Raw genomic sequence first — 19,243 nt, 5'->3', positions numbered from 1 at the left:
CATGGAGACCACCAAACGGGTGTGGCAAGCCCGGCTTGATCCTCGGCGCAACACACCTTCCATTGGAATCTACTCCCATGTAAAAGACCGGTGGGGCATCTTCCATGCGCAGCCCTTTGTGCTCAATGAGCGCCAGGCGGGCGTGGCCATTGAAGGTGTCATCCGCCAAGAAAAGCTGGAGACCAGCCAGCTTGCTGTGGATACCCATGGCTACACCGACTTTGCCATGTCACATGCCCGTTTGCTTGGTTTTGATCTTTGCCCGCGGTTGAAGGAACTCAAACAGCGCCACCTCTTTGTGCCACGCGGCACCAAAGTGCCCGCAGAAATCGCTGCGGTGTGCGAAGCCAATGTCGACGTCGCTTTGATCGAAAAGCATTGGGATAGTCTGGTGCACCTGGCAGCCTCGGTCATGAGCGGACATGCCAGTGCGGTGGCAGCTCTTGCGCGGTTCGGTTCTGCCGCCCAGGGCGATCCAATCTATGAGGCTGGCGTGCAATTGGGGCGGTTGCTGCGTACGGCGTTTTTGGCTGACTACTTTGTCAAGGACGCTTTCAGGAACGAGTTGCGCCGGGTGCTCAATCGGGGCGAGGCTGTTAACGCCCTCAAGCGCGCCATTTATACCGGCCGGATCAGCCCGGCGCAGGCCAAACGTGTCGATGAAATGCAGGCTGTGGCCGATGCGTTGAGCCTGATGGCCAACATCGTGATGGCGTGGAATACCTCACAGATGCAGGCGGTCCTGGATCGCTGGTCGAACCGCCGCCAGGTCATTCCACCGGAACTGATCGGGAAGATTGCGCCCACCAGGCTGGAGAGCATCAACTTGCGGGGTGTGTTTCGCTTCCCGGTTGACCGCTATGCTGACCAAATCCTGCCTTCGCGGCCAAATGCATCGATAACTGGCACCAATGGATGAAACCGACCACGGTTTGACGCCACGAATCGCAGATTTGAAAGTGAACAGGAAAGTCAATGAAATCAACGATCTACCAACACCACCTCCGCGCCAGTGCTAGCTTTTCGTACCGTCACTTATTGCACTGAAAACGAGGAGACCCCAAGCCAGGGACGGGGAATTTTCGCGGGCGCGAAAACCGGCTATGTCGTGCTGCGCATCGAGCCACGTTCCGCGTCTCGACCCCTGCGGGCTTCCAGCGCCTTTCCGACGCTCACCGGGTCCATGCCCCTCGCCGCTGGGCTGCAGGCCCGCCAGCGGGCCATACGGCCGCCGCAAGCGGCCATCCAAGGCCGGCCGATCCCTGCCCGGGGGCCAGGTCTGCCGAAGATCCACCCGCGCCCTGTGGGCGGCTTGTGGACAAATCGGCCCACCGTGACACTTGGGGGGCGTTCATTGACACTTGGGGGGCAGAGTACCCCGGCGCACTGCAGACACTTGAGGGGCAAACGTCAGTTTTCAGCCTGGCCAGGCTTGGCCAAGTGCCTGCAGGCGCTCGCCGCGGTCAAGTTATGCACAGGAACTGTGCATAAGCCTGTGGAAAAGCCCGATTTCTATAGACACTTGAGGGGCGCAACCCTAGACACTTGGGGGGCGGCTTCCTTGACACTTGGGGGGCCAACTACAGACATTTGAGGGGCGCACCCTAGACACTTGAGGGGCAGCGGTTTTGCTTTTTTCTTGGCGTATCAACGACTTACGGCATGTTTTCCGATGCGCTAACCGCTTTATAACCGCTTTCTAAACCGAATTTAATAAACCGTAGTTATTAACCTGCGTGCTTAAAAAGCACGCGCCGAAGGGGGGAGACCCCCCTTCTCGATCCCACCCGGCCGCAAGCGGCCTCCCATCCCCCCCAGGGGCTGCGCCCCTCGGCCTTCGGCCTCACCTGCATTCGAGCTGCGCCTGACGGCGCAGAGGGCTACCAAACAGGCGCAAGCGCCTGCAACAGCCCTAATTTCGTCTCCAGGTCGCTGCGCTATGCCCAAAGGGGCTGCGCCCCTCTGGACTCCTGCAACTGTCCATGCCGCACAACCATCGCGGCCAAGATGGAAGGACTGTGCAGCGCAACGGCCGCAAGGTTTTACTCCAAGGGGGAAAGGGCCGGCGACCGTTAGCCGGATTGCTGGGAGAAGTGGCCCCTCAAGTGTCAAAGAAACGCGGGTACAGGTTGACGGACTAGGGCATTTTGCCCTATAATTGATGGCAAGGCCGGGCGCTTCGCCCAGGTCAACAACCGGAGCATTTCCGATGAGCAAGACTTTGAAAGTGGCCGCCTTTCGTGCCGAGGCCGATCACCTGTTTCGACTGGCGAACGTCGATTACCACGCCTGCGTCGGTGCCCACGAGCTGGACAACTGGCGAGCCGTCGCCGGCCGCGTGCTGGCCGAGGTCGAGCACTGCGAATGCAAGCGCGCCACGCCCTACGACCTGGAGCAGTTCCGCAAGGCTGTCGAGGCCGTGAAGGAACGCATCACCCAGGCCGTCGAGCGCGGCCAAGCCAAAGCGGCCAACGATTCCCTCTTTAGCGGCTAAAAAGTTTAGCTAAATTGCTTGTCAACTAGGGCATTTTGCCCTATAATTCATTTTGAAGGCCGGGCATTTCGCCCAGGTCAACAACCGGAGAATTCCGATGAACGACACCCAAGCAAACCAACCCGTCACCGCGTCCCTGGTCGCCAGCAATCGCCGGCTTACCTTCCTACCTACTTACTTCGGACCGCGCCTGATGATGCGCGGCGAATCGCTGGTGTATGCCTGGCTGCGCCGGCTCAGTGAAGACTACAACGGCGGGTTCTGGAACTACTACGAACTGAGCAACGGCGGGTTCTATCTCGCGCCCGAGCTGACTGGCCGGCTGTGCCTGGAGGTCGACGGGAACGGGTACAGCGGCGAGCTGTCGGCCGATGCGGCCGGCATCGTCGCAACCCTGTTCACCTTGGGCCAGCTTGCCGCTGACAACCAGGGCACGGACGTGGCGGATGTGCTGATCGACCGCTACCACTTCCTGCGCGACTTCGCACGCGACCACGCCGAGGCCGCAGAAATCTTCCGAGCGATCGACTAAAGGGGGCCGGCTCCAGCCGAAAGGCTGGAGCCACCTGGAGCGCGATCATGGATCATGAAGACAGAACCGACCGGCGCAATGCGGCCATCGAGGCCGGCCGCCTTCTCGCGGATGGGGACGTGGGCGCAGCCGAGCGCTGCCATGCGTGCGGCGAGCTGCTGCACCCCTACCCCGAGCCCGAATACTGGATGCAATACCCCCTGCCGGGCTGCTGCGTGGTGGACGGCCTGCGTTTCTGCGACGACGACCGAAAACCGGAGTGCATCGACTCGCACCTGGTCAAGCATCCGACGCCGGCAGCGCCGGCCGCCGTGAAGACCAAGAAACGCGCCAAGAAGGCCGGGGGCGTCGAGGAGCGACTACGCGAGCGCGACGAGGCGGCGGCGGACCTGGCGGCCGAGCTGCCCGAAGAGCGGGCCGGCCTGCTGGCGGTCGCGGCCGAGGCCGTGGCCGCTTGTCACGCGGCCGTGCTGGCCAGCGACGGCGCTGCCGCCGAAGCAGCCGCGAATCGTTACGACGCGAGCATTTGGAAGCTCAACGGCGGCACGTACCAAGGCTGCAAGGATGGCGCGAACCCCGAGGCGGCCGGCACGTTGATCGAGCTGCATTGCAGCGCCGCGCCTGGCGTGGTGCCGATGTGGGGCCAGTCGGGGGAATTCCTGATGGAGTCGGCCGGCGTGCGCTGCCTGGTGGAAGTCGGCGATGGCTTTGGTTCGCTGCTGGATCGGCATTTCGCGTTCCATGTCGTTGACCTGGACGGGCCATTTATCTCCGAGACGGGCTACCGTTCGCATTTCGAGACGGCACAGGGCGGGATGACCGTTGACCAGGTGGCCGCCGCCGTGTTCGCCGGCTATCTCAAAGTCAAAGCGCATCGTCGCTACCTGACAGCCGAAGCGCAAAACAGGCATGCCGCCAAGCCGGTGCGCCCCTGGCTGGCTGGCATGGCGCAACCGCCCAGGCGGGCGCGGGCCATCGAGCCGGTGGGAGCCGATGACCTGGCCGAACCACTGCCGTCCGGGTTCGTGCTGGTGGATGCCGTCCTGACCAAGCACCAGGCATTCATCGTCAAGAAGTGGGCCGAAGCTGCGCGCCTGAAAGTCAAGGCGGCCAGGGGGGCCGCCAAGGCCGTGCCGGCCCGGATCGACGCCAAGGAAGAAGACGTAGCGCCCTCCCCTGCTGCCGAGAGCGACGACTACTACTACGAGGAACCCCCGGCGACAGAGGCGTTTTTCAAGGGCGTTCGGTGCCAGATCAAGAGCGTCCACCATCCTGTTTTCGCCAAGGACATAGGCAAAAAAGTGGTCGTGACCAAAGTTGCCGCAGACACCCGCCAGGTGTTCGCGCATGAGGATCGACCCGTAACGTACAAAATCAACCGGAATGGGCGGCGCGTGGTGGATTCAGACCCGCGCTGTATCGAGTCGATTTACAGCATGGATGCCTTGCGCATCCTATGACCAGGAGCAATGCAATGTCAGAGGCAAATATCAGGCTTGAATGCCTGCGGCCCGCAAACGACGGCTGGGAGCAGCCGACCGGCGAAGAGGTGCGCGAGGCGCTGAAAGCGGCGGGCTTCACGGGAGGCCAAGCCGCGAAAGCCCTCGGGCTGGGGGCGAAGGGCGATAGAACCGTGCGCCGCTGGATCGGCGGGGATTCGGCCATCCCTTATGCCGCATGGGCCTTGCTGTGCGACTTCGGCAATTTGGGCCAAATCTGGAAGAAGGACTAGGGCCTGTTAACACATCCTCAGTCCATCAGCGACGAGCACGAAGCTGATGAAGCCCAGGAACATGAGGTCGAGTTTCTCGAACCGCGAGAAGATACGGCGATAGCCTTTGAGTCGACGGAACAACCGCTCCACCTCATTGCGGCGCTTGTACATCTCGCGGTCGTAGTCCCACGGTTCGATCCGCGTCTTCATTGGTGGCACCACCGGAATGAAACCCAGATCCAGTGCCAGCTGCCGTGTCTCGTTGCCTTCGTAGGCACGGTCCATCAACAAATGCACCGGTCTGCTGGTCGGCCCAAGACTGCTGAGCAGGCGCCGGCCTTCGGGTGCGTCGTGCGCCTGCCCAGGCGAGAGCGAAAACGTCACGGCCGTTCGAGCATCCGCGGCAACCATATGAATCTTGGTGTTCCATCCACCTCGGGACTTTCCGATGGACTGCGGACCGTTTTTTTTAGTGCCCCTGTGCCGTCGGGATGGACCTTGATGCTTGTGGAGTCCAGCGAGACTGCTTCGATCTTGATTCGCACGACCTGCGCTCGCTGCAACTCCTCGAACATGCGATCAAGTACACCGGCCTTGGTCCAGCGGTTCATGCGCGTGTAGATGGTGTGCCAGTTGCCAAACCGCTTGGGCAGTCCGCGCCACTTGCAGCCATGCTCGGCCACGTAGAGGATCGCATTGACCACCTGCAGATTGCTCAGGCTGACGTTGCCACGCTGCTTGGGCAGGCAGTGCTCAATCGTGGCGAATTGCTCGGGTGTGATCTCCATGCCCCGAAGTATCCGCCGCAGTGGACGCAATCGCTATTAGTGTTAACACGCCCTAGCTAGCCGCTTTAGCGGCTAAAGCCATGAATACCCCGGCTGCGCCGGATTTTTACGCCAAGGAAGAAGATTTTCACGGCAATTTAGCTAAACTATTTTCGTTAAATCAGTTGACAGCTAGGGCATTTTGCCCTATCATGTTACTTAGAAGGCCGGGCATACCGCTCAGGTCAATAACCGGAGAACCATCCGATGAACAAGGCACCGATCATGCCGTGGGTCGATCAACTTGCAGGCGCACCCGCTACCGACTTTCCCGCTCGACGCGATCAAATCGCTGTAGTGATGGACGAAGCAGCGGCGTTGACAGAGCAAGCAACGGGGTTGCTGAACAAGGCGGCCGAGCTGCGCGCCAAGGCGTACTACGCAGCGTTGAGCCTGGAGGGCGACGCCAAGGGGAAATGGGGTTATGAGGAAGTAGAGCAGGCGAAGCGCCGAGCTGATTGGTAGGAGGAACGCCCCGGAGTGATCCGGGGCATTCGGCCCTGGTGCTGTCACACCAAAGGCCCAACCATAGGCGCGGTTGCACCCTGCATTGGATAGGCAATGCGAAAAGGGGTCAAGCGATGACGAACATCATCAAGTTTCCAGGCAAGGCCGAGGCACCCGCCGAGGTCGCACCGGAGCCGGCAGCGCAGGAGAAGCCAGCGCCTGCCGCGCCGCGCCGGGGCCTGTTCGCGCCAGTGGTCAAGGCCGTTTGGGTTGTCGTCGTCCTGGTGTGGCCGCTGCTGAAATGGATCGTCTCGATTGACGTGTTTTTTCAGTTCATCCGCATGGTCTACCACTGGAACACGCCGGGCGTTTTCGCCGGCTGGACGTTCCTCGCGCACTTCGCGGTGCTGGTGGCCTTGACCTATTTCGTATCCATCTACAAGCCCAAAGGAATTTGACATGACGAAGAACGCGGCCCGGTTGAACGCCAAGGAGGAAGACGAGCGACGTGAGGCGCTGGCCGTGATTGCGGGCGACCTTGGGCTTGATGCATCGGCCTTGCGCATCGAAAGCCTCATCGAGAGCCGCCCGGCTGTGTTCTACGACATGCCGGACGGCACTACGCGCAGCGCGTGCAGTCTCGATTCCGAGTGCTGGCGGGAAGCGCTTGCCAAGGGTGCGGCAGTACGCGCAATCCGCCAGGCAAAAGCGCATTGACAGGTGGCCCGTTTTATCGGGCCTTTTTTTTCGTGCCAAAGAAAATTTTAGCGGCTAAAACGCTTGACTCGTGGACGAAGTTTAGCTAAACTTTGTCTTATGGGTGCTGGCTGTCACCAGCTTTTTTTAACTAGGCGCGGAGTCAATGATATGGGTGCAATCCATGAAGAAACGGCTAACCGAAGCCCAGTTCCAGGCGTGCATAAAGGGCTTGGACGTGGGCCAGCAGACCATCGAAATAGCGCGGGGCGTGCTGGTCTTGGGCCAGCCGCAAGCGGCTTTCATCACGTCGCTGGGACTGACCAAAGGGGCAGTCTCGCAGGCCGTGAGCAGGGTGTGGACGGCGTTTTCGTCCAAGAACGTACCCCAGGGGTACGAGCGGGTTTCGGCAGTGCTGCCGGAGCATCAGGCGTTCATCGTCAAGAAGTGGGCCGAGGACGCGGCGACAAAGAAGAAGGAACCCAAGAAATGAAAACCCTGGTCGTCGCTCAACAGAAAGGCGGAGTCGGGAAGACTTCGAGTGTTGTTCACCTGGCGTTCGACTTCCTGGAGCGTGGCCTTCGCGTTGCCGTGATCGACCTGGACACGCAAGCCAATGCCTCCTTCACCCTGGCGCAGTACAAGATCGAGGCTCGGGCGAGCGGCTTCTTTGGCCCGGTGCCGGCCGATGGCTGGCGAGGTGCAGCCGCGGCCGATGGCGACGGCGCACGCCTGGCCCTGATCGAAGCAGATCCCGAGCTGGCCAATGCCGTTTTTCTGCCGCTGGACAAGGCCAAGCAGAACCTGAAAGCCAACCTCAAGGCGCTGGCCGGCCAAGGGTTCGACGTGTGCCTGATCGACACGGCACCCGGCCTTGGCGTTGCCCTGGTGGCCGCGCTCTACGCAGCCGATTGCGTGCTGTCCCCTATCGAGCTGGAGGCGTACAGCATTCAGGGCATCAAGATGATGCTGACCACGATCATGAACGTCCGCAAGGAGAACGCCGGCCTGCAGTTCCTGGGCATGGTGCCGTCCAAGGTAGACGCGAGGAACCCGCGCCATGTGCGCCACCAGGTCGAGCTACAGGCGGCCTATCCGAAGCTGATGGCGCCGGCCAGCATCGGCCTGCGCAGCAGCATTGCCGACGCCCTGGCGTCCGGGGTGCCCGTCTGGAAGATCAGGAAGACCGCCGCCCGCAAGGCCACGCACGAAGTTCGCGCTTTGGCCGCCTATGTTTTTGAAAAGATGGAGATCGCGCAATGAGCACCGCCGCAAACAAGAAGACCGCCCCCAAGTCGAAGACGCCTGCGAAGGCCGCTCCCGAGGCCGAGGCGAAGCCGCAAGCCGGGGGCCTGGGCCTGGAGGGCATGGGCGACCTGTCGGCGCTCCTGGCCGGCCCTACGGCCGCCGCGAACGGTGGCGGTCCGCTGGACCTGGATATGGGCCTGATTGATGAAGACCCGCACCAGCCGCGCACCGAGGACAACCCCGGTTTCTCGGACGAGAGCCTGGACGAGCTGGCCGCCTCGATCCGCCTCCGTGGCGTCAAGACCCCTATTTCGGTGCGCGACAACCCGGATGCGCCTGGTCGCTACCTCATCAACCACGGCGCACGCCGCTTCCGTGGCTCGAAGCGAGCCGACAAGGCCACGATCCCCGGCTTTATCGACAACGACTACAACGAGGCCGACCAGGTGGTGGAGAACCTGCAGCGCAATGAACTGACGGCCCGCGAGATTGCCGACTACATCGGCCGCGAGCTGGCGAAGGGAGTCAAGAAGGGCGAGATTGCCAAGGCCATCAGCAAGTCGCCCGCTTTCGTGACGCAGCATGCCGCGCTGCTGGACTTGCCCGATCCCATTGCCGAGGCGTTCAACTCGGGCCGCGTCAAGGACGTTACCGTGGTCAACGAGCTGGTGACGGCGTTCAAGAAGAAGCCGCAGGAGGTCACGGACTGGCTGGAAGACGAGAACCAGGAAATCACGCGGGGTTCGGTCAAGCTGCTGCGCGAGTTCCTGGACGACAAGCGCAAGCACGAGGACGACGACCGCGATCCGAATACGGTAGACGTACTCACCGGAAAGACGGACGCCGAAGCTGGCGACGGCGAGCAGGGTTCAGGTTCTGACTCCAAGAAGGAAGAGAAGGAGCCCGACCCCGACAAGCTGAAAAAGGCCATTGTCCAGGTGCAGCACAACGAACGCCCTGCCCGGCTGATCCTCAACCGTCGCCCACCGGCCGAGGGCTTCGCCTGGTTGAAGTACGAGGATGACGGCCAGGAGTTTGAAGCCAACTTGAGCAGCGTCACCCTGGTGGCCCTGCTGGAAGGCTAAACAAACCCTGATTCCCCCACAGGGCCGCGCCCAGGCCCCACGCCGCACCCCACAAGCCCGCCCGCTCCCGGCGGGCTTTTTTTCGTCCCACAGTTTTAGCCGCTAAAAAAAGTTTAGCTAAACGCTTGACAGGTAAGAATAATAAGAATATTATTCTTCTTATCGTATTATTCAACCCGGAGCCGCGCACCATGGAACTCGCCAAAGACACCCGCGACCGCATCTTTGCCGCCGCTGATTCGCTCTACGAGCAGGCCGGCCGGGCCGCCTTTCCCACGGTCGATGCCGTGCGGAAGGTCGCCCGCGTCAACATGAACGACGCCAGCGCCGGCATGAAGGAGTGGCGGCGTGCGCAGACCGCCCAGGCGGCCCCGGTGGCCGTCCAGGTGCCCGAGGCCGTTCAGCAGGCCAGCAGCGCCGCGCTGGCGTCCTTGTGGAAGGAGGCTCAGGAGCTGGCGAACGAGTCCCTTCGGGCTGCGCAAGCGGGCTGGGACGCGGAGCGCATCGAGGCCGAGACGCTGAACAAGCAGATGGCCGATGCCTACGAGTCGCAGGCGGCCGAGCTGGAGGCGGCGCAGGGCCGCATTGCCGAGCTGGAGGCGGCGGCTCGCCAGGCGGCCGAGCTGGCCGAGGCGAGCCGGCAGCAGATCGAGGAAGGGCATACCGCCCTGCTAGGCATGCAGCAGCGGGCCGCCGTGGCCGAGGGCCGGGCCGAAGAAATTGAGCGTCGGGCGGGTGAACTGCGCGCCGAACTCGATCACGCGCACGCCGAGGCCGAGACTGCCGCCGCCCAGGCCAAGGCCACGGCCGATAGCCTGCGCACCGAACGCGACAAGGTGCAGCAGCGCCAGGAGCTGGCCGAGGCCGAAGGCGTCAAGCTGGCCGACCAACTGCGCCAGGCTCAGGTCCAGGTCGAGGCGTTGCGGAGCGAGCTGGCCGGCGTCAAGGCCCGTGCGGAGTCCCAGGCAGAGGCGCACCAGGAGCAGCGCAAGACGGCCGCCCAGGAAGCGGCGCGCATGGTCGAGCGCTTCACTGGTGCCCAGGCCGAGCGCGACCAGGCGCAGCGGGACGCGGCTGCGGCGCGGGAAGAGGCGGCAGGGCTGCGCGGCCAGCTCGAAGCCTTCAAGGAGCAGCACACGCAATTGATGGCCGCATTCCGAGACTCGGAAAAAGCCGATAAGGCCGTTTCACGTACCAAAAAGGACTGATATTTCGGGGGTTTTGCGCTAAAATGGCATGTTGTTTGGCAGCTACATCCGAGGGGCAAAAATCATGATCGCAGAGCAGGAACAGACCGAGCGCCGCGCCGTGGTGCAAAGCGCCCTTGCGAGCCAGCGCATCGAGGGCTTAGAGCCTGATGCGCAGGCCGTGGCCGACGCCGAGCGCTGGGCGCGTGGCGAGATGACCATCGGTGCCGCCGTGGACCAGTACAAGGCGCGCATGCGGCTAGAAATGGCATGAAATACGCCGGGGATCGTGGCGATCCTTACCTGGACAGCGAAACGGGTGTTCTCCGCAATCTCCTTGGAATCAAGGAACAGGGTGGACTCGATAAAGCCGAATCCACCCTTTCCTTTTTGCGGGCCAGCGAATTGCGCGAGCAGCCCGTTAAAGGCAAATTCGATTTAGCGCACCTGCAGCGAATTCACAAGCGCCTTTTTGGCGACGTGTACGACTGGGCGGGCCAAATCCGCCAGGTCGAAATCTCGAAAGGCAGCACCATGTTTGCCCGGCAGGTTGCGATCCAGAGCGCGGCGCAGCAGCTCTTTGGGCAGCTTGCCAAGGAACAGCTCTTGCGCGGCCTCGATGCCGACGAGTTCAGCAAGCGGGCCGGCCACTATCTCGGGGAAATCAACGTGCTTCATCCCTTCCGTGAAGGGAACGGCAGGACGCAGCGTGAGTTCATCGGGCAACTGGCCCAGCAGGCGGGCCACAGGATCGACTGGAGCGGGGTCAGTCAGGCCCGCATGACCCAGGCGTCAATCGAAGCCTACAACGGCGACTCAAGCGGTATGGCTGGCCTTATTCGCGCTGGCATGCCAGACCAGCTTTTTTTTTAACCCATGAGTCTAGGAGTATTGGAATGAAACAGCGCCTTCTTGTGATGAACGGGCAGAGGCTCGTTCAGAGCGAGCAGGGAGGACAGTGGGCCACGGATAAGGTCGAAAAAGCCGGCACGATCAAGCCGGGGATATACAACATCCACCTATCCACCAAGGCCGACAAGAGCCAGAGCCACGATGGAGTGATCGTCCATGCCGACAAGGATCATGTGTATCAACAGGTCGGCAAACAGTTCGTCCAGCATGACCGGGCGAATTTCGATAAAGTACCTGAAATCGGGAGCAATTCCAGCATCAAATACGATGGTGACAAGGCGCAAGTCGCCCCGTCATCCATCAAGCTGGGGCGAGGGTTGTCCCGATGAAACTTTAGCCGCTAAAAAGGAGCCAAGGCCATGAGCATTCCCAGGGAACGACTGCAGCAGCAGACGCAGCAAACCGCCCGCGCCACGCTTGCCGGTGCCCGCCAGGCCGGCGCAGACGCAGAGGTCCAAGCCGACGCCCTGCAGGATCGCGCCCTGGAGGCCCAGGCCGAGCAAGCGGCCTTGCTTGAAGCCTCCCCCTTGGAGTCTCAATACAGCGCCGCTTTCGCGGCGCAGGTCGAGGCGAAGCACGACCAGGCGGAAAGGATCGAGGACCGGCTTGAAGACCTGATCGAGCGGCAAGAATCCCGGATGCAGCAGGCGCAGGCCAAGCAGCCGGGCATGCTTGCTTTGCCCTCGACCCGTGCCAAGTGGCAACAGCAGATGCAGCAGCAGCAAGCCACCTTGCAGCGCCTGCACGGACGGCTAGAAACCGTCCGTGAAATCAAGGAGGGCATGGGCATCCATTCCCCCCGTATCGAAGAGCTTGCCGCTCGAAAGCTGCGTGCTCAAGAGCCAGAGCTTGCCAGCGAATGGGCCGACATGCGCGAAGCGCAGCGCCGGCACGAAGCCCTCCAGCGCAAGGAAGAGCAGGAGAAAAAGCAGGCTCAGGACCGCGAGCGTCGAGAGCAGATCGAACGAACCGGCCGAGGCGTGCGGCTAGGGCTTTCGCAGGCGCGCTAGCTGCGCCGCATCCCCAAAAAAAGAAGCCCGGCGATGCCGGGCTTTTTTATGCGCGCCTGCAGGCGCTGCGCTATCGCAGCGCTACCCACAACGCAACCGCCGCCGCCGCGAGCGTGATGCACGATGCAAGCACGTTCAGCAGGCCGATCCGCCGCGCATCCTTGACCTGGCCAGCGACACGGCCCAAGGCTGCATCGACCTCGGCGCGCACCGTGGCGGCCGTGCTCTTGGCGTTCTCCTGCATGGCCTTGTCCATCGCCCCTTTGCTTGCGGTCAGTGCCGCATTCAGGATGCGCTCGGCCTTGTCTTTGGCGTCCGTCCCCCAGCGGAGCGCCAGGGCCTCCAGCTCTTCCTTGTACTGATCGAGCTGGGCCTGTTGCGCCTTGGAGCTGTCCTGCATCAGCCGGTTGTTGATCGTCTGCAGGACCAGGATCGGATCATCACGCGAGACGGCTATGCCGTGCTTCGCGGCAATCTCCTTGATGAGTTCCTCTACCTGGTCGGCCATCACAGCACCGCTGCGCTATCGAGCTGGCCGAAGAGCTGGCCCTTCACGATCTTGAGCCGCTGCCTGGTCATGATCGTGAGGGAGTCCATCGCCAGGGCTTCATCAAACGTCAAACGTTCCTGCAGCATGTCGCTCAGATCGCGGCCGTAGGTTTCTTCCTTGAGGGCTGGAATCGACACGATGGCCGAAACGCGGGCCTTGTTGGCCGTGTATGCCTTCAACTGTTCAAAGCCCTTACCTTCGTGCTCAATCGGCCCCCAATACGGATTCAGCCACACCACGAAAATTGCTTCCGTGGGGAACTGGCTCACGAGCTGCGAAAAGCCGCTCACGGTGTCAAGAAGAGCCTGGCCGCCCGTGATGACCGTATGCACGACCAGTTCATGCCCCATGTCTGCCAGGAGTGCCGGCACCTGGTTGCTGATGAGGTAGTGCGAAAGCGGCACGAACGAGCTGGCCCCGTTGTCGATGATTACGTCATCCTTCGACGGCGCAACCAATTCGACCAAGGTATCGAAGTTGCGCGGGTTGATTTCGTCGCCTTCCATGATCTGGAGGCGCTTCACCCCGAGGGCTTTGTAGCCGGCGAACGTGGCGTTCACCGGGTCCGTGTCGATGCAGAGTGGCTTCTGACCCTTGCTTGCCTTGTACTGTGCCAAGGTGGCCGCGATGAACGACTTGCCCACCCCGCCCTTGCCTTGCAGAACCATGTGAATTTTCGCCATTACAGTAAATCCTCTTTTTTCGGTTGAGAGTCAAATTTGAAGCCGGCCGGAGCTGGTGGCGCTGACTTCGTTGGTTGTTGCGGCCGTGGTGCAGCGGTCTTGCCTGCAGCGGGTGGACGTGGCGGGTCTGGTGGCGTCGATGGCTGGCCGTCTACCACCGCAGGAGGCCGGCCCTTGATGTGTCGGCGTACATGCTTCAAGAAGGTTTCGTAGCGATACGGGATCTTCCCCTTCTCGTGCAGGTGCTCCCAGATCGTTAGAAGCGAATAGCCGGCCGCGATTGCGTCCTGCACGTCGCTCTTGAGGGCCAAGAACGCCACCACGTTCTTGTCCTGTCTCGGCCTGGTTGCCTCGCGTTTTTTCACCCATTCGGCCAGCTCTTCGGGGTAGCTCTTCGGCATCGTTTGTTTTCCATGTCGTTCCTATTGCGTGCAACTCTAGCACTGCGTTAGATCGCAAAAAGATCGCTGTTAAAGCGCTGCCAATGTGCTGACAGTGCGCTGAAACAAGGCGATTGAGGCTGATTATAGGCATCCTACGCGCTTTTTCGCTATATCGGTTAGCTTTCAGCGCAATAACAGCGGTTAAATGCGGCGCGGTGGTGTATGCTTTCCTTGGTGTTTATACCGCCGAAAGGCGGGCAGGATAGGTGAAGTTAGCTAACCGGCGAGCCGGTTATCTATCTTCACTATCCCCTTATTCGCACTTCGTGCTCAACGGGGAATCCTGCTCTGCGAGGCTGACGGCTACCGCCGTCTGAGGTGCGCGGCTTTAGCCGCTAAAGAGAGGCCAATGGCAAAGACAAGAAACAGCGACGATCCGCGAAAGCCGACCCGCAAAGCGGGCCGGCATTTGCGCGTCCCCGTGCTTCCCGACGAGGAAGCCGAAATCAAACGACTGGCGGCTTCGGTCGGGCTTCCCGTGGCGGCGTACCTGCGGAATGTGGGTCTTGGCTACCAGGTGCCCGGCATCCTGGACAACAAGCGAGTTGAAGAACTCGCTCGCATCAATGGCGACCTTGGGCGGCTGGGTGGTCTGCTGAAGCTGTGGCTCACCGATGACGTGAGGACGCTCCAGTTTGGAGAGACGACCATCCTCGCCCTGTTGTCGAGGATCGAATCCACGCAGGACCGCATGCACGAGGTCATGCAGGAGGTTGTCACTCCAAGGGTGAAGCGATGAGCCCTTTAGCCGCTAAAAATTGCGGGGGGCGGCCGTGATCGCAAAGCACGTTTCCATGAAGACGGTGCAGAAGAGTGACTTCGCCGGTCTGGTGAAGTACATCACCGACGAACAGGCGAAGAACGAGCGCGTGGGCTACGTGGCTGTCACGAACTGCCACACAGACCGGCCCGAAGTGGCGATCACCGAAGTCCTCAACACCCAGGCGCAAAACACCCGGTCGGGGGCCGACAAGACTTATCACCTGATCGTCAGTTTCCGGCCAGGCGAGCAACCCGACGACGCGACCTTGAAGGCCATCGAGGCGCGGATATGCGAAGGGCTGGGGTTTGGCGAGCATCAGCGCGTCAGTGCCGTTCACCACGACACCGACAACCTGCACATTCACATCGCCATCAACAAGATTCACCCAACGCGCTACACGATCCTGGAGCCATTCAACGCTTATCACACGCTCGGGCAGCTCTGCGAAAAGCTCGAACGCGAATACGGCCTGGAGCGCGACAACCACCAGGGGAACAAGCTGGTATCGGAGGGCCGTGCCCAAGACATGGAGCGGCATGCAGGCGTTGAAAGCCTGCAGGGCTGGGTCAAGCGCGAATGCGCCGCAGACATGCAGGCCGCGCAGTCGTGGGAGGCTCTGCACCAGGTCATGCGGGACAACGGCCTGGAGCTGCGCGAGCGCGGCAATGGGTTCGTGATCCAAGCCGCTGACGGCCTTGCCGTCAAGGCCAGTTCCATCGGCCGCGAATTCTCCAAGGCCAAGCTGGAAGAAAGGCTGGGCACCTTCGAGCCATCGGCCGAGCACTTGGAGCGCGCAGCGCAGAAGCCGCGCAAACAGTACGACAAGAAGCCGGTGCGGTCCCGTGTCAACACGGTAGAGCTGCACGCGAAGTACAAGGCCGATCAACTCAACATCAGCGGATCGCGCACGGCCGAATGGGAGAAGGCGAGGGCGAAGAAAGACCGCCTCATTGAAGCCGCGAAGCGTAGCGGGCGGCTCAAGCGTTCGACCATCAAGCTGATTTCAGGGGCCGGCGTGGGCAAGAAGCTGATGTATTCGGCCACCAGCAAGACCATGAAAGCCGAGATCGAGAAGATCAACAAGCAGTACCTCAAGGAACGGCAAGAGATACATGAGAAGTACCAGCGCCGTGCGTGGGCCGATTGGCTGCGCGCCAAGGCCGCAGAGGGCGACCAGGAGGCGCTAGGGGCGCTGCGCGCCCGCGATGCTGCCCAGGGCCTCAAGGGCAACACCGTGGCCGGCACGGGGCCGCAGCGGCCCCAGGCGGCCGCTGCAGAGCAGGACAGCGTGACGAAGAAGGGCACGATCATCTATCGCGTCGGCCCTACCGCCGTCCGCGACGATGGCGACCGCCTGAAAGTCTCGCGCGGGGCCGACCAGGACGGCATGCAAGCCGCGTTGCGCATGGCAGTGGATCGCTACGGCGACCGCATCAGCGTCGGCGGCACGCCGGCATTCAAAGAGCAGATCGCCCAAGCGGCGGCGGCCTCGAAATTACCCATCACCTTTGACGACGACGCCCTGGAGCGCCGCCGTCAAGAACTACTGACCCAAGCAACCACGAAGGAGAACGACCATGACCGAACCGACCGAGGACGAGCTGCTGGAGGCGGCATTAGCGGCAGTGGACCAGCCACTGCCGCAATCCCCGGAGCCGCCCGAGCCGGACAGCCACGAGCCGACGCCGCCGCAGCCGGACGGGCCAGCAAGCCCAACGTTGGCCGCGTTGGACGAAAGCCGCCGCCCCAAAGCCAAAACCGTCTGCGAAGACTGTCCCAACTCGGTGTGGTTCAGCTCGCCAGCGGAAGTGAAGTGCTATTGCCGCGTCATGTTCCTGGTGACGTGGAGCAACAAGGAGCCAAACCAGTTGACGGCCTGCGACGGGATATTTTTGGGCCAGGAAGACTAAGCCCGCAGGTTGCCGCTGCCGCCGACAAATACATAGCGGAGCGGGAAGGCAAGCGCCTTAAAGGATTCGATATACCGAAGCACTCCCGCTATACTGACGGGCAGGACGGGGCCGCGACTTTCGCCGGCATCCGCCAGGTCGAGGGGCAATCACTGGCCCTTCTGAAACGCGGCGAGGAAGTCATGGTGCTGCCAGTTGACGAGCCGACCGCACGACGCCTCAAGCGCCTTGCCGTTGGTGATGCCATCACCGTGACCCCCCAGGGTTCCATCAAAACGACGAAAGGACGTAGCAGATGACAAAAGACAGGTTCAACAACGCGGTAGGGCCGCAGGTACGCGCCGAGAAGGAGGGGCCTGGCAAGGTCATCCCGGCGCTGGCCGTGCTGTCCCTTGGCGGCGGATTGCAGGCTGCTACGCAGTTCTTCGCCCATGACTTCAAGTACCAGGCCGCGCTTGGCGCGCACATCAACCACATTTACCCGCCGTGGGGAATCGTCCAGTGGGCCGGCAAGTGGTACGGCCAGTACCCCGACGCCTTCATGCGCGCCGGAAGCATCGGCGTCACGATTACCGGCGTGGGCCTCATCAGCCTGGTTGTCGCCAAGATGGTGCTGGCGAATTCATCGAAGGTGAACGAGTACCTGCACGGCTCGGCCCGCTGGGCGAACGTCAGGGACATTCAGGCGGCCGGCCTCATCCCGCGTGCGCGGTCGTTCTGGCAGACCATCACCGGCAAGGATGCGGCGGCCAGCTCAGGCGTCTACGTGGGCGCGTGGATCGACAAGAAGGGCAAGCAGCACTACTTGCGCCACAACGGCCCGGAGCATGTGCTTTGCTATGCGCCGACCCGTTCCGGCAAGGGCGTCGGTCTGGTGGTTCCTACGCTGCTGTCCTGGGGCCATAGCGCAGTCATCACCGACCTGAAAGGCGAGCTGTGGGCGCTGACGGCCGGATGGCGGCAGAAGCATGCGAAGAACAAGGTTCTGCGTTTCGAGCCGGCGACGGCCAGCGGTAGCGTTTGCTGGAACCCACTCGATGAAATCCGCCTTGGCACGGAAAACGAAGTGGGCGACGTGCAGAACCTCGCAACACTGATCGTTGACCCGGACGGCAAGGGCCTCGAATCGCACTGGCAAAAGACCAGCCAGGCGCTGCTTGTCGGCGTGATCCTGCATGCGCTCTACAAGGCCAAGGCCGAAGGCACGCCGGCCACGCTGCCCGGCGTCGATGCCATGCTGGCCGACCCCAACCGCGACATTGGCGAGCTGTGGATGGAAATGACCACCTACAGCCACGTAGACGGCCAGGTCCACCCGGTTGTCGGCTCTGCCGCCCGCGACATGATGGACCGGCCCGACGAGGAAGCAGGATCGGTGCTGTCCACCGCCAAGTCCTACTTGGCCCTGTACCGCGATCCCATCGTGGCCCGCAACGTGAGCAAGTCCGAATTCAAGATCAAGGACTTGATGCACCACGACAACGCGGTGAGTCTCTACATCGTCACGCAGCCAAACGACAAGGCCCGCCTGCGGCCGTTGGTGCGGGTCATGGTGAACATGATCGTTCGCCTGCTGGCCGACAAGATGGACTTCGAGAACGGCCGGCCGGTGGCGCACTACAAGCACCGCATGCTGATGATGCTTGACGAGTTCCCCAGCCTGGGGAAGCTCGAAATCATGCAGGAGTCGCTGGCATTCGTGGCCGGCTACGGCATCAAGTGCTACCTGATTTGCCAGGACATTAACCAGCTCAAGAGCCGCGAAACCGGCTACGGCCACGACGAGAGCATCACGTCGAACTGCCACGTCCAGAACGCCTACCCACCGAACCGCGTTGAGACGGCCGAGCATCTTTCCAAGCTCACCGGCCAGACTACCGTAGCGAAGGAGCAGATCACCACCAGCGGCCGGCGCACGAGCGCTTTGCTGGGCCAGGTGTCGCGGACGATCCAGGAGGTTCAGCGCCCCTTGCTCACGCCCGATGAGTGCCTGCGCATGCCCGGCCCGGTCAAGACCGAGGGCGGCGACATTGCGAAGGCCGGCGACATGGTGGTGTACGTCGCGGGCTATCCCGCGATCTACGGCAAGCAGCCGCTGTATTTCCAAGACCCGACCTTTCAGGCGCGGGCGGCGATTCCCGCACCGAAGAACAGCGACAAGCTGCGTAACAGCTTTGTCGCGCCCGCAGGGGAGGGGATCACGATATGAGCCGCTTGCTGAAACGGATCACCATCGGCACCGCCATCGGCGGCGCTGCCGTGCTCGCCTTGGGCGTTGCCTGCTATGCAGCCGGTGCCCGCGTCAACACCACGAAGAGCATTCCCGTCGGCCTCTATTGGGCAAGCAGCGCGCCGGTAGAGAAGGGCGCTTACGTCATGTTTTGCCCGCCGCAAGTCGGCGTGTTCGGTGACGCCAAGGAACGGGGCTACATCGGGGGCGGGTTCTGCCCTGGCGGCTACGGCTACCTCATGAAAAAGGTTTTAGCCGCTAAAGCCGATGCCGTCACCGTGGCCGATGACGGCGTGCGAGTGAATGGCGCACTGCTGCCACTGAGCGCACCGCTCAAGACCGACAAGGCCGGCCGGCCCTTGCCGCGCTACCAGACCAACAGCTACGAGCTGGGCAATTCCGAGGTGCTGCTTATGTCGGACGTGAGCGGCACATCGTTCGACGGCCGCTACTTCGGGCCGGTCAACGTTTCGCAAATCAAGACCGTGATCGTCCCGGTCATCACCTGGTAG

General features: G+C 62.1%; 24 protein-coding genes. 20 read left to right on the top strand and 4 right to left on the bottom strand.

Annotation, left to right across the window (positions count from 1 at the left end; all coding sequences use genetic code 11):
- From A9977_RS22375 to A9977_RS22355, 5 genes are all read left to right on the top strand, one after another.
- Positions 1–919 (top strand): Tn3 family transposase (locus tag A9977_RS22375; RefSeq protein WP_183027054.1); only part of this gene is annotated, 919 nt, incomplete at its 5' end.
- A 1,290-nt stretch (positions 920–2,209) separates the two neighbouring features.
- Positions 2,210–2,494, top strand: a complete 285-nt coding sequence (locus A9977_RS22370; protein WP_031944038.1) for a hypothetical protein — start codon at positions 2,210–2,212, stop codon at positions 2,492–2,494.
- 97 nt (positions 2,495–2,591) lie between these two features.
- On the top strand, positions 2,592–3,026 hold the full coding sequence (locus A9977_RS22365) for an antirestriction protein (RefSeq protein WP_011171688.1): 435 nt from the start codon (positions 2,592–2,594) through the stop codon (positions 3,024–3,026).
- A gap of 47 nt (positions 3,027–3,073) precedes the next feature.
- Positions 3,074–4,486, top strand: coding sequence for a klcB (locus A9977_RS22360; protein WP_259652098.1), 1,413 nt, complete (start codon positions 3,074–3,076; stop codon positions 4,484–4,486).
- 14 nt (positions 4,487–4,500) lie between these two features.
- Positions 4,501–4,758, top strand: coding sequence for a DNA-binding transcriptional regulator (locus A9977_RS22355; RefSeq protein ID WP_011171686.1), 258 nt, complete (start codon positions 4,501–4,503; stop codon positions 4,756–4,758).
- A 6-nt stretch (positions 4,759–4,764) separates the two neighbouring features.
- Here the strand turns inward: A9977_RS22355 and A9977_RS22350 are convergent.
- A protein-coding gene (locus A9977_RS22350; RefSeq protein ID WP_259652097.1) for an IS5 family transposase occupies positions 4,765–5,528 on the bottom strand; the annotation gives its coding sequence in 2 pieces (ribosomal slippage) (positions 4,765–5,213 and positions 5,213–5,528; 765 coding nt in all).
- A 246-nt stretch (positions 5,529–5,774) separates the two neighbouring features.
- Here A9977_RS22350 and kleA point away from each other — a divergent pair.
- From kleA to A9977_RS22295, 11 genes are all read left to right on the top strand, one after another.
- Positions 5,775–6,032: a stable inheritance protein KleA gene (gene kleA / locus A9977_RS22345; RefSeq protein ID WP_011171685.1), complete on the top strand. Its 258-nt coding sequence runs from the start codon at positions 5,775–5,777 to the stop codon at positions 6,030–6,032.
- A gap of 116 nt (positions 6,033–6,148) precedes the next feature.
- A complete protein-coding gene (gene kleE, locus A9977_RS22340) occupies positions 6,149–6,472 on the top strand; it encodes a KleE stable inheritance protein (RefSeq protein WP_075122821.1) in 324 nt (107 codons plus the stop codon).
- Between the two features lies 1 nt (position 6,473).
- Entirely contained in the window at positions 6,474–6,731 is a 258-nt protein-coding gene (locus A9977_RS22335; protein ID WP_031944036.1) for a hypothetical protein, read from the top strand.
- Between the two features lie 163 nt (positions 6,732–6,894).
- Complete coding sequence (locus A9977_RS22330; protein WP_031944035.1) at positions 6,895–7,203, top strand: transcriptional regulator KorA; 309 nt, start codon at positions 6,895–6,897, stop codon at positions 7,201–7,203.
- Complete coding sequence (locus tag A9977_RS22325; protein ID WP_104558930.1) at positions 7,200–7,973, top strand: ParA family protein; 774 nt, start codon at positions 7,200–7,202, stop codon at positions 7,971–7,973. Before A9977_RS22330 ends, A9977_RS22325 begins: the two co-directional genes overlap by 4 nt.
- A complete protein-coding gene (locus tag A9977_RS22320; RefSeq protein WP_031944033.1) occupies positions 7,970–9,043 on the top strand; it encodes a ParB/RepB/Spo0J family partition protein in 1,074 nt (357 codons plus the stop codon). Before A9977_RS22325 ends, A9977_RS22320 begins: the two co-directional genes overlap by 4 nt.
- Positions 9,044–9,234: 191 nt before the next feature.
- A complete protein-coding gene (locus A9977_RS22315; protein WP_011171678.1) occupies positions 9,235–10,251 on the top strand; it encodes a DNA-binding protein in 1,017 nt (338 codons plus the stop codon).
- Positions 10,252–10,279: 28 nt separating this feature from the next.
- Positions 10,280–10,504, top strand: coding sequence for an antitoxin VbhA family protein (locus tag A9977_RS22310; RefSeq protein ID WP_238817683.1), 225 nt, complete (start codon positions 10,280–10,282; stop codon positions 10,502–10,504).
- Positions 10,501–11,103, top strand: a complete 603-nt coding sequence (locus tag A9977_RS22305) for a Fic/DOC family protein (protein WP_075116844.1) — start codon at positions 10,501–10,503, stop codon at positions 11,101–11,103. The genes A9977_RS22310 and A9977_RS22305 overlap by 4 nt, the downstream gene beginning before the upstream one ends.
- Before the next feature lie 23 nt (positions 11,104–11,126).
- Positions 11,127–11,471: a KfrB domain-containing protein gene (locus A9977_RS22300; protein WP_031944030.1), complete on the top strand. Its 345-nt coding sequence runs from the start codon at positions 11,127–11,129 to the stop codon at positions 11,469–11,471.
- A gap of 30 nt (positions 11,472–11,501) precedes the next feature.
- Positions 11,502–12,152, top strand: coding sequence for an IncP plasmid survival protein KfrC family protein (locus A9977_RS22295; RefSeq protein ID WP_220812009.1), 651 nt, complete (start codon positions 11,502–11,504; stop codon positions 12,150–12,152).
- Positions 12,153–12,222: 70 nt separating this feature from the next.
- Here the strand turns inward: A9977_RS22295 and A9977_RS22290 are convergent, their stop codons facing one another.
- Genes A9977_RS22290 through A9977_RS22280 form a run of 3 tightly spaced genes read right to left on the bottom strand, consistent with a single transcriptional unit; the run spans position 12,223 to position 13,786 of the window.
- Entirely contained in the window at positions 12,223–12,660 is a 438-nt protein-coding gene (locus A9977_RS22290; protein ID WP_011171734.1) for a conjugal transfer protein TraM, read from the bottom strand.
- Complete coding sequence (locus A9977_RS22285) at positions 12,660–13,385, bottom strand: AAA family ATPase (protein ID WP_011171733.1); 726 nt, start codon at positions 13,383–13,385, stop codon at positions 12,660–12,662. Before A9977_RS22285 ends, A9977_RS22290 begins: the two co-directional genes overlap by 1 nt.
- Entirely contained in the window at positions 13,385–13,786 is a 402-nt protein-coding gene (locus tag A9977_RS22280) for a TraK family protein (protein WP_031944027.1), read from the bottom strand. The genes A9977_RS22285 and A9977_RS22280 overlap by 1 nt, the downstream gene beginning before the upstream one ends.
- A gap of 391 nt (positions 13,787–14,177) precedes the next feature.
- Between A9977_RS22280 and traJ the strand changes: the two genes are divergently transcribed.
- From traJ to traF, 4 genes are read left to right on the top strand one after another with little or no spacing between them, the layout of a single operon-like run.
- Positions 14,178–14,567, top strand: a complete 390-nt coding sequence (gene traJ, locus A9977_RS22275) for a conjugal transfer transcriptional regulator TraJ (RefSeq protein ID WP_104558936.1) — start codon at positions 14,178–14,180, stop codon at positions 14,565–14,567.
- Between the two features lie 34 nt (positions 14,568–14,601).
- The gene (gene traI / locus A9977_RS22270) at positions 14,602–16,800 is read left to right on the top strand and encodes a TraI/MobA(P) family conjugative relaxase (RefSeq protein WP_183027053.1); all 2,199 of its coding nucleotides are present in this window, start codon (positions 14,602–14,604) and stop codon (positions 16,798–16,800) included.
- The gene (locus tag A9977_RS22265; protein WP_015063532.1) at positions 16,797–18,710 is read left to right on the top strand and encodes a type IV secretory system conjugative DNA transfer family protein; all 1,914 of its coding nucleotides are present in this window, start codon (positions 16,797–16,799) and stop codon (positions 18,708–18,710) included. Before traI ends, A9977_RS22265 begins: the two co-directional genes overlap by 4 nt.
- On the top strand, positions 18,707–19,243 hold the full coding sequence (gene traF / locus A9977_RS22260; protein WP_011171726.1) for a conjugative transfer signal peptidase TraF: 537 nt from the start codon (positions 18,707–18,709) through the stop codon (positions 19,241–19,243). Before A9977_RS22265 ends, traF begins: the two co-directional genes overlap by 4 nt.

The organism is Variovorax sp. UMC13 (genome assembly GCF_014170375.1).
In the GTDB taxonomy this organism is placed as follows: domain Bacteria; phylum Pseudomonadota; class Gammaproteobacteria; order Burkholderiales; family Burkholderiaceae_C; genus Variovorax.
The sequence above is the reverse complement of the archived record's forward strand: the minus strand, read 5'-3'. Positions and strand labels throughout refer to the sequence as shown.

Excerpts from the sequence above, each read along its gene's own strand:
- kleE (WP_075122821.1), top strand. The coding sequence starts at position 6,149 with ATGACGAACATCATCAAGTTTCCAGGCAAGGCCGAGGCACCCGCCGAG.
- A9977_RS22355 (WP_011171686.1), top strand. The coding sequence starts at position 4,501 with ATGTCAGAGGCAAATATCAGGCTTGAATGCCTGCGGCCCGCAAACGAC.
- kleA (WP_011171685.1), top strand. The coding sequence starts at position 5,775 with ATGAACAAGGCACCGATCATGCCGTGGGTCGATCAACTTGCAGGCGCA.
- A9977_RS22370 (WP_031944038.1), top strand. The coding sequence starts at position 2,210 with ATGAGCAAGACTTTGAAAGTGGCCGCCTTTCGTGCCGAGGCCGATCAC.
- A9977_RS22280 (WP_031944027.1), bottom strand. The coding sequence starts at position 13,786 with ATGCCGAAGAGCTACCCCGAAGAGCTGGCCGAATGGGTGAAAAAACGC.
- A9977_RS22320 (WP_031944033.1), top strand. The coding sequence starts at position 7,970 with ATGAGCACCGCCGCAAACAAGAAGACCGCCCCCAAGTCGAAGACGCCT.
- A9977_RS22325 (WP_104558930.1), top strand. The coding sequence starts at position 7,200 with ATGAAAACCCTGGTCGTCGCTCAACAGAAAGGCGGAGTCGGGAAGACT.
- A9977_RS22305 (WP_075116844.1), top strand. The coding sequence starts at position 10,501 with ATGAAATACGCCGGGGATCGTGGCGATCCTTACCTGGACAGCGAAACG.
- A9977_RS22315 (WP_011171678.1), top strand. The coding sequence starts at position 9,235 with ATGGAACTCGCCAAAGACACCCGCGACCGCATCTTTGCCGCCGCTGAT.
- A9977_RS22290 (WP_011171734.1), bottom strand. The coding sequence starts at position 12,660 with ATGGCCGACCAGGTAGAGGAACTCATCAAGGAGATTGCCGCGAAGCAC.
- A9977_RS22300 (WP_031944030.1), top strand. The coding sequence starts at position 11,127 with ATGAAACAGCGCCTTCTTGTGATGAACGGGCAGAGGCTCGTTCAGAGC.
- A9977_RS22295 (WP_220812009.1), top strand. The coding sequence starts at position 11,502 with ATGAGCATTCCCAGGGAACGACTGCAGCAGCAGACGCAGCAAACCGCC.
- traJ (WP_104558936.1), top strand. The coding sequence starts at position 14,178 with ATGGCAAAGACAAGAAACAGCGACGATCCGCGAAAGCCGACCCGCAAA.
- traF (WP_011171726.1), top strand. The coding sequence starts at position 18,707 with ATGAGCCGCTTGCTGAAACGGATCACCATCGGCACCGCCATCGGCGGC.
- A9977_RS22365 (WP_011171688.1), top strand. The coding sequence starts at position 2,592 with ATGAACGACACCCAAGCAAACCAACCCGTCACCGCGTCCCTGGTCGCC.
- A9977_RS22335 (WP_031944036.1), top strand. The coding sequence starts at position 6,474 with ATGACGAAGAACGCGGCCCGGTTGAACGCCAAGGAGGAAGACGAGCGA.
- A9977_RS22310 (WP_238817683.1), top strand. The coding sequence starts at position 10,280 with ATGTTGTTTGGCAGCTACATCCGAGGGGCAAAAATCATGATCGCAGAG.
- A9977_RS22330 (WP_031944035.1), top strand. The coding sequence starts at position 6,895 with ATGAAGAAACGGCTAACCGAAGCCCAGTTCCAGGCGTGCATAAAGGGC.
- A9977_RS22285 (WP_011171733.1), bottom strand. The coding sequence starts at position 13,385 with ATGGCGAAAATTCACATGGTTCTGCAAGGCAAGGGCGGGGTGGGCAAG.
- A9977_RS22360 (WP_259652098.1), top strand. The coding sequence starts at position 3,074 with ATGGATCATGAAGACAGAACCGACCGGCGCAATGCGGCCATCGAGGCC.
- A9977_RS22265 (WP_015063532.1), top strand. The coding sequence starts at position 16,797 with ATGACAAAAGACAGGTTCAACAACGCGGTAGGGCCGCAGGTACGCGCC.